Source organism: Vibrio sp. Hal054 (genome assembly GCF_037162405.1).
Lineage (GTDB): Bacteria > Pseudomonadota > Gammaproteobacteria > Enterobacterales > Vibrionaceae > Vibrio > Vibrio diazotrophicus.
The window spans coordinates 2,701,015-2,712,347 of the sequence record NZ_JARLUT010000001.1 but is presented as its reverse complement, the minus strand read 5'-3'; the positions used below and the strand labels follow the sequence as shown (position 1 = coordinate 2,712,347).

Annotated in this window: 9 protein-coding genes; 8 read left to right on the top strand and 1 reads right to left on the bottom strand. The window is 43.0% G+C overall.

Annotated elements, in window-relative coordinates:
- Window positions 1-8: 8 nt before the first annotated feature.
- From murC to lpxC, 5 genes are all read left to right on the top strand, one after another.
- On the top strand, window positions 9-1,469 hold the full coding sequence (gene murC / locus P4S58_RS12545) for a UDP-N-acetylmuramate--L-alanine ligase (protein ID WP_102954428.1): 1,461 nt from the start codon (window positions 9-11) through the stop codon (window positions 1,467-1,469).
- A 215-nt stretch (window positions 1,470-1,684) separates the two neighbouring features.
- Window positions 1,685-2,434: a cell division protein FtsQ/DivIB gene (locus P4S58_RS12540; RefSeq protein ID WP_102954427.1), complete on the top strand. Its 750-nt coding sequence runs from the start codon at window positions 1,685-1,687 to the stop codon at window positions 2,432-2,434.
- Window positions 2,427-3,689 (top strand): cell division protein FtsA, encoded by a 1,263-nt coding sequence (gene ftsA / locus P4S58_RS12535; protein WP_042480439.1) that lies wholly within the window; start codon window positions 2,427-2,429, stop codon window positions 3,687-3,689. The genes P4S58_RS12540 and ftsA overlap by 8 nt, the downstream gene beginning before the upstream one ends.
- A 30-nt stretch (window positions 3,690-3,719) precedes the next feature.
- Complete coding sequence (ftsZ, locus tag P4S58_RS12530) at window positions 3,720-4,934, top strand: cell division protein FtsZ (protein ID WP_042480436.1); 1,215 nt, start codon at window positions 3,720-3,722, stop codon at window positions 4,932-4,934.
- Window positions 4,935-5,031: 97 nt separating this feature from the next.
- Window positions 5,032-5,949: a UDP-3-O-acyl-N-acetylglucosamine deacetylase gene (lpxC, locus tag P4S58_RS12525; RefSeq protein ID WP_042480433.1), complete on the top strand. Its 918-nt coding sequence runs from the start codon at window positions 5,032-5,034 to the stop codon at window positions 5,947-5,949.
- Between the two features lie 80 nt (window positions 5,950-6,029).
- Here lpxC and P4S58_RS12520 read toward each other — a convergent pair whose 3' ends face one another.
- A complete protein-coding gene (locus tag P4S58_RS12520) occupies window positions 6,030-6,488 on the bottom strand; it encodes a DUF721 domain-containing protein (RefSeq protein ID WP_042480431.1) in 459 nt (152 codons plus the stop codon).
- A gap of 332 nt (window positions 6,489-6,820) precedes the next feature.
- Between P4S58_RS12520 and secA the strand changes: the two genes are divergently transcribed.
- From secA to dapB, 3 genes are all read left to right on the top strand, one after another.
- Entirely contained in the window at window positions 6,821-9,514 is a 2,694-nt protein-coding gene (gene secA / locus P4S58_RS12515; protein ID WP_042480427.1) for a preprotein translocase subunit SecA, read from the top strand.
- Window positions 9,515-9,582: 68 nt separating this feature from the next.
- Window positions 9,583-9,981, top strand: coding sequence for an 8-oxo-dGTP diphosphatase MutT (gene mutT / locus P4S58_RS12510; RefSeq protein ID WP_102963592.1), 399 nt, complete (start codon window positions 9,583-9,585; stop codon window positions 9,979-9,981).
- 99 nt (window positions 9,982-10,080) lie between these two features.
- Window positions 10,081-10,890 (top strand): 4-hydroxy-tetrahydrodipicolinate reductase, encoded by an 810-nt coding sequence (gene dapB, locus P4S58_RS12505; protein ID WP_042480423.1) that lies wholly within the window; start codon window positions 10,081-10,083, stop codon window positions 10,888-10,890.
- Window positions 10,891-11,333 lie beyond the last annotated feature (443 nt).

The following is an 11,333-nucleotide window of genomic DNA, read 5'->3' as shown; positions in this document are numbered from 1 at the left end:
ACCTATTCATGAAGATCAAACATACTCAAGACTTAGCTCAAATCCGAGCAATGGTGCCTGAAATGCGTCGAGTTAAATGCATACACTTTATCGGCATAGGTGGTGCAGGTATGAGCGGTATAGCGGAAGTGTTACTAAATGAAGGTTATCAGATCACAGGCTCTGACATCGCGGCTAATGCGGTGACCGAACGTTTAGAAAGTATCGGTGCGTCTGTATTCATTGGTCATCAAGCGTCGAACATTGACCAAGCAAGTGTGGTGGTTGTATCAACGGCGATCAATGAGCAAAACCCAGAAATTCAAGCGGCTCGTGAAAAGCGTATTCCAATTGTACGTCGCGCTGAGATGTTAGCTGAGTTGATGCGTTTCCGTCATGGTATCGCAGTTGCGGGTACGCACGGCAAAACAACCACTACCGCTTTAGTGACTCAAATCTATTCCGAAGCAGGTATGGATCCGACTTTTGTTAACGGTGGTTTAGTGAAAAGCGCGGGCACAAACGCTCGTTTAGGCTCAAGCCGCGTGCTGATTGCTGAAGCCGATGAGAGTGATGCATCATTCCTTCACTTGCAGCCAATGGCTACCATTGTGACCAACATTGAAGCTGACCATATGGATACTTATGGTGGCGATTTTGAAACCTTGAAACAGACGTTTGTCGATTTCCTGCATAATCTGCCATTTTACGGTCAAGCCATTTTATGTATTGATGATCCAGTGGTTCGTGAACTGATTCCACGAATTAGCCGTCAGGTTATCACTTATGGTTTCTCTGAAGATGCGGATGTGCGTATTGAAAACTACCGTCAGCAAGGACAACAAGGCCAGTTCACGGTTGTTCGTAAAGGAAAACAGAATTTAGATATTACGCTGAACATTCCAGGCCGCCACAATGCTCTCAATGCTTCGGCTGCAATAGCGGTTGCGACGGAAGATGACATCAGTGATGAAGCCATTCTAAAAGCATTGATTAGTACACAAGGTACAGGTCGTCGCTTTGACCATTTAGGTGAATTCGAAACCGGTAATGGTGTTGCAATGCTGGTGGACGACTATGGTCACCATCCAACAGAAGTGGACGTTACCATCAAAGCTGCTCGTAGCGGCTGGACTGATAAGCGTCTGGTGATGATATTCCAGCCACACCGTTATACTCGTACTCGCGATCTCTATGATGATTTTGCTAATGTGCTAGAGCAGGTCGATGTACTGATTATGCTGGATGTTTATTCTGCAGGTGAAAAGCCAATTGCAGGTGCAGATGGTCGTTCACTTTGTCGAACCATTCGTAGTCGAGGAAAAGTTGACCCTATCTTCGTTTCAGATAGTAAGACTTTGCCTGCTGTGTTAGCCAATGTATTACAAGATGGTGACTTAGTTCTGACTCAAGGCGCTGGTGATGTGGGCAAAGTAGCCAAACACTTACAATCTTTACAATTGAATATTGAAAAGATGCAAAAATATTAAATTCGTTGCTTATGGGTGTCCCATTCGTGATATTGGTGGTACTCCTACCAGTTTTATTTATTTGAGTGTTTGATACTTTTAGTGTCCTCAGTATAATCCTTAGGTTAAAGTTATTGCTTTTGCCTCTATTGTACATTGAAATAGGGAATTAAATTGCCAGTCGTCAACAGGAACAACGAACTTTGATAAATAGTACATTTTCTCAAGGTCGTAATATGTCCCGTTCACCATTAGTCAGAGAGCACATCGTAGGTGCCAGCTTTTTACTTATGGTGTTGTTGTTGGTTGGTGTTTTGTTGTATTCAACGATCAGTTGGATGTGGGATGAAGAGAGGCTGCCGCTCTCAAAGATAGTTTTGCAAGGTGACTTACAATACGTATCCGCGTTTGATGTTCAGCGTGCTTTTGGTCAACTTGATCATATTGGCACATTTATGTCGCAGGATATTAACGAGCTGCAATCCAGTGCTCAGTCAATTCCTTGGGTATCTCATGCTTCAATCCGCAAACAGTGGCCAGACACAATAAAAGTATTTTTAACTGAATATCAGGTTAAAGCTATTTGGAATGGTAATTCGTTGCTTGATGATAAAGGTATTGTCTTTAATGGCGATATTGCTCAAGTAAATGAAGAACATGTCAAACTATATGGACCAGATGGCAGTGCACCTGAAGTTTTAAATATTTGGAAAGAATACAGCCCTAAATTTCAGCAGATTGGTTTAAATATATCCTCTCTGGTATTAAACGAGCGTCGAGCTTGGCAAATTATTTTAGACAATGGAATTCGCTTAGAATTAGGAAAAGAGTCTTTAGAAGAGCGAATTAACCGTTTCTTTTTACTCTACAAGCAGCTAGGTAATGATGCTGAACGTGTGAGTTATATCGATCTCAGATACGATACCGGAGCGGCCGTTGGTTGGTTTCCTGATCAAGAATTAGCGCAAGAGAGCACAGATGAGTAAAACAGCTGATGACAAATTAATTGTTGGTCTCGATATAGGCACAGCCACCGTTTCAGCCTTAGTTGGTGAATTACTTCCTGACGGTCAAATTAATATCATTGGCGCAGGTACCAGCCCTTCCAGAGGAATGGATAAAGGCGGCGTAAATGATCTAGAGTCGGTGGTTAAATCGGTTCAGCGTGCAATTGACCAAGCTGAATTGATGGCTGAGTGCCAAATTAGTAATGTGTTTCTATCGATCTCTGGTCGACATATTACAAGTAGAATTGAAAAAGGCATGGGAACTATTTCTGAGGGCGAAGTTTCTCAAGAAGATATGGATCGTGCTATTCATACCGCGAAGTCGATTAAAATTAGTGAGGAACAGCGTATTTTGCATGTAATTCCTCAAGAATTTACGATTGATTATCAGGAAGGTATAAAAAATCCGCTAGGATTATCGGGAGTACGCATGGAAGTCAGCGTGCACTTGATTACTTGTCATAGTGATATGGCAAGAAACATTATTAAAGCTGTTGAACGTTGCGGATTGAAAGTTGAGCAGTTAGTGTATTCAGGGTTAGCAGCAAGTAATGCTGTTATCACTGAAGACGAGCGAGAGCTTGGTGTGTGTGTTATTGACATTGGTGCAGGTACGATGGATATCGCTATTTGGACTGGTGGTGCGCTAAGACATACAGAAGTATTCTCGTACGCGGGCAATGCGGTTACAAGCGATATAGCGTTTGCTTTCGGCACCCCAGTTAACGACGCTGAAGAGATCAAAGTTAAGTACGGCTGTGCGTTAAGTGAGTTGGTGAGTAAGGACGATACGGTAAACGTACCAAGTGTTGGCGGAAGACCATCACGAAGTTTACAACGTCAAACCTTGTCGGAAGTGATTGAGCCTCGCTACACTGAGTTAATGGGCTTAGTTAACCAGACTATCGATAGTGTCCAAGAGAATTTGCGAAAAGAAGGCATTAAGCACCATTTAGCTGCAGGTGTTGTTCTAACTGGTGGTGCTTCGCAAATTGAAGGTTTAGTGGAATGTGCAGAGCGTGTATTCCGCAATCAAGTTAGGGTAGGTAAGCCTCTCGAAGTGAGTGGACTTACTGATTACGTTAAAGAGCCGTATCATTCTACGGCAGTTGGTTTACTTCATTACGCGAAAGACAGTCAAATTAATGACGACATTGAGTTTCAAGAGCCTAAGCGCCAATCAGTGTCTAGTGTATTTGGTCGTTTGCGTAATTGGATACAAAAAGAGTTTTAACCTGAGTTGCAGGAAAAACGGAGATAACACATGTTTGAACCGATGATGGAAATGTCTGACGACGCGGTAATTAAAGTTGTTGGAGTTGGTGGCGGCGGCGGTAACGCTGTAGAACATATGGTGCGTGAGTCCATTGAAGGCGTGGAATTCATCAGTATCAACACGGATGCACAAGCACTTCGCAAAACCAGCGTAAGCAGCGTCATTCAAATCGGTGGTGATATCACTAAAGGTTTGGGCGCAGGTGCTAATCCTCAAGTGGGACGTGATGCAGCTCTAGAAAGCCGAGATCGAATTAAAGAATTACTAGCTGGTGCCGATATGGTGTTTATCGCAGCTGGTATGGGCGGCGGTACCGGTACTGGTGCTGCTCCTGTTATTGCTGAAGTGGCAAAAGAACTGGGCATCTTAACCGTTGCTGTAGTGACTAAACCATTTAGCTTTGAAGGTAAAAAACGTCTTGCGTTTGCTGAACAAGGAATTGAAGAGCTTTCTAAACATGTTGACTCTTTGATTACTATTCCAAATGAAAAACTGTTGAAAGTACTGGGTCGTGGTATCACTTTACTTGAAGCCTTTGCTAGCGCGAATGACGTACTTAAGAATGCAGTACAAGGGATTGCAGAGCTAATCACTCGCCCTGGCATGATTAACGTGGACTTTGCAGACGTACGCACCGTAATGTCTGAAATGGGTCACGCTATGATGGGTAGTGGTATTGCCAAAGGTGAAGACCGCGCTGAAGAAGCTGCTGAAATGGCAATTTCAAGTCCTCTACTTGAAGACATCGATCTTGCTGGTGCTCGCGGCGTATTGGTTAACATCACTGCTGGTCTGGATATGAGACTTGATGAGTTCGAAACGGTTGGTAACACTGTTAAAGCGTTTGCTTCTGACAATGCAACTGTCGTTATCGGTACATCGTTAGATCCAGATATGGCAGATGAAATTCGCGTAACGGTTGTAGCTACAGGTATTGGTAACGAAAGAAAACCAGATATTACTTTAGTTGCAGGCGGTAAAGCGAAAGTTGCACCAGTCACTCAACCACAAGTTGCGGTAGCAGCAAAAGTGGAAGAGAAACCGGCACAACCTTTGCATGAAAAGACAGAAGTGAAAGTACAGCCTTCACCGACGTCAAATACCTCTTCTTCTTCTAGCCAAGGGCAGAATGTTGCTCCGAAGCCAGAAAAAGAGAGTGGATATCTGGATATACCTGCGTTTTTACGTCGTCAGGCTGATTAAAATACCGCCACAATTTGACAGTGTTCAAAATTTTGGTAATATGTCGGTCGGTAAAGTTACCGGCCGAGCTTTGTGGCATTGATTTAGAGGCAAACAGATGATCAGACAACGTACTCTGAAAGAGATAGTGAAAACAACTGGTGTGGGTCTCCACTCTGGTCGTAAAGTCACGCTTACTCTTCGCCCAGCCGCTGCAAACACAGGTATTATTTACCGTCGTACTGACGTAAATCCACCAGTTGATTTTCCAGCTGACCCAGAATCTGTACGCGACACTATGCTGTGTACTGCATTAGTTAACGATGAAGGCATTCGTATCTCTACTGTAGAGCACTTAAGTGCAGCTCTTGCTGGTATGGGTATTGATAACGTCATTATCGAAGTGGATGCACCAGAAATTCCAATTATGGATGGTAGTGCGAGTCCGTTTGTATACCTTCTTCAACAAGCAGGTATCGAGACTCAAAACGCGCCTAAGCGATTCATCCGTATTAAAAAGCCAGTTCGTTTTGAAGATGGTGATAAGTGGGCTGAAATGCGTCCACATAACGGCTTCAAAATGGATTTCCAAATTGAGTTTGACCACCCAGCAATCGATGGTGACGATCAACGCTTAGTGTTTGATTTTTCAACTCAAGGCTTTATCAAAGAGATTTCTCGCGCTCGTACTTTCGGTTTCATGCGTGATATCGAGTACTTGCAATCGCAAAACCTATGTTTAGGTGGCAGCTTTGACTGTGCTATCGTTTTGGATGATTACCGCATTCTTAACGAAGAAGGCCTGCGTTTCGCTAACGAGTTTGTGACTCACAAAGTACTTGATGCAATTGGTGACTTGTACATGTGTGGTCATGCTATTGTTGGTGAGTTCAGTGCTTATAAATCAGGTCATGGTCTGAATAACCAATTACTACGTAAAGTATTGGCAGATCAAGAAGCTTGGGAGTGGGCGACTTTCGAAGAGGAAGTAGGTTCACCAGTAGCGTTTGCAGACCCAAACGTGGTTCTAGCGTAAAACATCAAGATTTTAAGAAGCCAGACTAAGTCTGGCTTTTTTGTGTCTATCGTTGGTAAAACTACTTTATATTTTAAAAGTTACTTTTTCGCGAGTTTTGCGATGTTCTCTAATCGTTGTTTAACCTTAGGGTTGGCATTTTGAGCAACCATTAACAACGATGAAGCGGCATTTTCTGAAAGTGGGGGGCGAGGAATTGCCTCTTTTTGATCCTTGCTTGAACCTTTTTGGGTGCGATAAATCGCTGGGTTGATCTTTATTTCAATGCTGATCAGTTTTCCAAAGCCCTGATTTCTCAGCTGGTTGAGGATATTCAACCGCTCATAGTCCACTTTCATTTTGATCGATGCACTAGCGGCTTCCAAAACTAAATGTCCACCACGAACGTTTGCCGCTCTTATATGTGGTTCAATACCTTTAGGCAAAAGCGTTTTTAATATTTGGTTGATCTGGATGATCTCTTTCGCGTGCTGTTGTAACTTACTCAGCCGAGATGACTCAATCAATTCGTCTGTAGATGTGGGGCGATGATCTCGCATTCCGCACTCCTTTTATAAAGTTCTGCAGCATTCTATAACGATTCTTTGCTGACTGAAATGAGCGATTGAAGATGTATTCTTTAGTGCCCGATAGCCTAAAACATTGGGCTTAGTGCACAAAATACAAAGCTCAAAGCAAACAAGTCCTAATGTTATTGGTTGTTGAACGAAAAATTACTTAAACTATGCGCCACTAGTGTCTTGAAAATAAACGTCATCATCACAATATCAGAAGATACATGATTTATCTCAGTATCCTTAGTTGAAAACAGGTAGAGACTGAAGGCATTTAGAGATCGCGGACGATCTAAGCAAAGAGAGATTCACAAGAAATGATAACTAAGCTACTGACAAAAGTGGTCGGCAGTCGTAATGACAGAACACTTCGCCGCCTAAGAAAAATTGTAAAAGAAATTAATAATTATGAGCCTGCATTTGAAGCTCTGTCCGATGAAGAGCTAAAGGCTAAAACGGTAGAGTTTCGTCAACGTCTTGAGCAAGGTGAAAATCTAGACCAATTACTACCAGAAGCGTTTGCTACTGTTCGTGAAGCTTCGAAGCGTGTATTTGGCATGCGTCATTTCGACGTTCAGCTTATCGGCGGTATGGTACTGAATTCTGGTCAAATAGCAGAGATGCGTACAGGTGAAGGTAAAACACTGACTGCAACGCTTCCAGCGTACCTGAATGCATTGCCAAGCAAAGGTGTTCACATTGTTACAGTGAACGACTACCTAGCTAAGCGTGACGCAGAAACAAACCGTCCATTATTTGAATTTCTAGGTCTGACAGTTGGTATCAACGTACCTAACATGTCGCCACCTGCAAAGAAAGAAGCTTACCAAGCAGACATCTTATACGGAACAAACAACGAGTTTGGCTTCGACTACCTTCGTGACAACATGGCATTCCGCCCTGAAGACCGCGTGCAACGTGAACGTTTCTTTGCTGTTGTCGATGAGGTTGACTCAATTCTTATTGATGAAGCACGTACACCATTAATTATCTCAGGTCCGGCTGAAGACAGTTCTGAGCTCTATACTCGCATTAACACTCTTATTCCGTCTCTGCAGCTTCAAGATAAAGAAGACTCTGAGGAGTACCGCGGTGATGGTCACTACACTGTAGACGAGAAATCTAAGCAGGTTTACCTCACTGAAACTGGTCAGGAATTTGTTGAGGAGTTGCTGGTTAAGAATGGTTTAATGCAAGAGGGCGATACACTTTACTCTCCTGCGAATATCAGTCTGCTTCACCATGTGAACGCTGCGCTACGTGCTCACGTTCTGTTTGAGAAAAACGTCGACTACATTGTGACGGAAGAAGGTGAAGTCGTTATCGTTGATGAACACACCGGACGTACTATGCCTGGTCGTCGTTGGTCTGATGGTTTGCATCAAGCAGTTGAAGCGAAAGAAGGCGTTAAGATCCAGAACGAAAACCAAACCCTGGCATCGATTACTTTCCAGAACTACTTCCGTTTATACGAAAAACTGTCAGGTATGACAGGTACAGCAGATACAGAAGCATTTGAATTCCAACAAATCTATGGTTTGGAAACAGTGGTTATTCCAACTAACAAGCCTATGATTCGTAACGATATGCCGGATATGGTGTACCGTACAGAAGCTGAAAAGTTTGCTGCTATCATCGAAGATATTAAAATTTGTGTTGAAAAAGGTCAGCCTGTACTGGTTGGTACGGTTTCGATAGAAAAATCTGAATTGCTGTCTAATGCACTGAAGAAAGCAAAGATCAAACACAGCGTACTGAACGCGAAGTTCCATGAGAAAGAAGCGGAAATCGTTGCTGAAGCGGGTAAACCAGGTTCAGTCACTATCGCGACTAACATGGCTGGTCGTGGTACGGATATCGTGCTTGGCGGTAGCTGGCAGATGCAAGTTGAATCGCTAAACAATCCAACTCAAGAGCAAATTGACGCAATTAAAGCGGAATGGCGTAAAGTTCACGATCAAGTTTTAGAAGCCGGTGGCTTACATATCATTGGTACTGAGCGTCACGAATCACGTCGTATCGATAACCAGCTACGTGGTCGTTCAGGTCGTCAGGGTGATGCGGGTTCTTCTCGTTTCTATCTGTCAATGGAAGACACACTGCTACGTATTTTCACTTCAGACCGTATGGCAAGCTTGATTCAAAGCGGTATGGAAGAAGGTGAAGCGATCGAATCTAAGATGCTTTCTCGCTCAATTGAAAAAGCTCAGCGTAAAGTTGAAGGTCGTAACTTCGACATTCGTAAACAGCTTCTTGAATATGATGATGTTGCCAATGATCAGCGTCGCGTCGTTTACGAACTTCGTGATGAGTTGATGAGCACTGACGATATTAGCGAAATGATCGAACAAAACCGTGCTGACGTTATGACATCGGTGATCGATCAATACATTCCACCACAATCACTTGATGACATGTGGGATATCGCCGGTCTACAAGATCGCTTGAAGCACGATTTCGATCTTGATCTGCCTATCCAGTCTTGGTTGGATGAAGACGACAAACTGTATGAAGAAGCACTTCGCGAACGTATTCTTGAAAACTCGGTAACGGTTTATAAGAACAAAGAAGAAGTGGTTGGCGCTTCAGTGATGCGTAACTTTGAGAAATCTGTAATGCTACAGACTCTTGATACACTGTGGAAAGAGCACCTTGCTGCTATGGACCACCTGCGTCAAGGCATTCACTTACGTGGTTATGCACAGAAGAACCCGAAACAAGAGTACAAGCGTGAATCGTTTGAGCTGTTCGAAGAGCTTCTAGAGTCACTGAAGTCAGACGTGATCGCGATTCTTTCTAAAGTACGTGTTCAACAACAAGAAGAAGTTGAGCGTATGGAGGAGCAACGCCGTGCTCAAGCAGAGCAAGCGGCTCGTATGAGTCAAGCTCAGCACGCCAATGCGAATGGCGAAGAGTCTGAATCTCAAGCTGAACGTAAAGTGGGGCGTAATGAACCTTGTCCTTGCGGCTCAGGCAAGAAGTATAAGCAGTGCCATGGCAAAATTGCCTAATAAAAATAAATAGAAAAGAGTCGCTTAGGCGGCTCTTTTTTTAAGTAAAGAAAGACAAAGGAACACAGATGAAACGAATTCATATCGTGGCGGGTATTATCTTCAATCAGGATAAATCACAAATCTTTATCACTAAACGCCCAGACAATTTGCACAAAGGTGGTTTCTGGGAATTTCCGGGTGGCAAAGTTGAAGAAGGTGAAAGCGTTGAACAAGCCATGACTCGTGAGCTTGAAGAAGAAATTGGCATTGAAGTGACGGAGCAGCATCTGTTCGAGCATCTGGAATACGATTACCCAGAAAAATCACTGAAGTTTGACTTCATCGTCATCAGTAACTTCAACAAAGAACCATATGGCAAAGAAGGGCAAGAAGGACTTTGGGTAGACATTGCAGAACTCGCAAATTATCAGTTTCCAGAAGCCAATGTTCCAATCCTCGAACGTGTTATTAAAGAGTTTTCTTAAGTGCTAGCTATCAACCTCGATAGTTGGTAGTTTAAAAAGCGTAAATCGGAATAACACTATGCAGGACTGCGTAGTCACGAGTAAATGGAGAAATTTGCAATGGTAAGAATTGCAATTGCAGGCGCAGCTGGACGTATGGGCCGCAATCTGGTCAAAGCAGCACATCATAATTCAGAATCAACAGTGGGTGCAGGATCTGAGCGTCCTGAGTCTTCTCTCGTCGGAGTGGATGTTGGTGAGTTATGTGGTGTTGGTCGATTTGATGTCGCTTTGGTGGATAATCTGGAGTTAGCGGTCGATAACTTCGATGTTATCGTGGATTTCACGGCACCAGCGAGCACACTAGCGAACATTGAACTGTGTAAGAAGCATGGCAAGAAGCTGATCATTGGTACTACGGGTTTTACCGATGAAGAGCGTGAGCTGATCAATGAAGCCGCGAAAGTTATCCCTATTGTGATGGCCCCAAACTACAGTGTAGGTGTGAACCTAGTATTCAAGCTGCTAGAGAAGGCAGCCAAAGTAATGGGTGACTACTGCGATATCGAAATTATCGAAGCGCACCATCGACACAAAGTGGATGCTCCATCGGGTACTGCGATTGGTATGGGTGAAGCCATTGCTGGAGCAATGGGCAACAAACTCAATGATGTTGCTGTGTACGCGCGTGAAGGTATCACTGGGGAACGAACTAGAGATGAAATCGGATTTGCGACCATTCGCGCTGGTGACATCATTGGTGAACACACTGCTATGTTTGCTGATATTGGTGAACGAGTAGAGATCACTCATAAGGCAACAGATCGAATGACATTTGCCAACGGCGCTATTCGTGCTGCAGTTTGGTTGAATCAAAAATCAGCAGGTTTTTATACCATGACTGATGTACTAGGTTTGAATGAACTGTAATTACATAATTATGCGTCAAGTTCGCTTGGCGCATAAGAATTTCTCTAACATTTTCTAATCAAATTTTCTTTCCTATAATTTAGCTTATCCTTTAACTTTTTAAGTAATTTTGTCATGTTGAGGTTGATTTCTCCAACTTTCCTTTATTTTTGACAATAAAAAAATGATATTAACGTTTGCTTATTTTTTTTGCGCTGATTTCGATTATTAACAAACTATTTTTGTCTAATTTAAAATCAAAGCCCTATAAATGTTGTTTTTGAATGAGTAAAACATGCTTTTTTGATGGGTTAGAGCTCTTTTTTAGCTCTAAGGTAATAAATTTGAGTTTAATTTATCTGCTAACGTTGACATAGGTCACAGCGATCTCTAAAATACCGCCAATTTGTCAAAATTAGCCTAGAGCATGATTTTCACGCGAACAGGAAGGCAAATTTGCAATT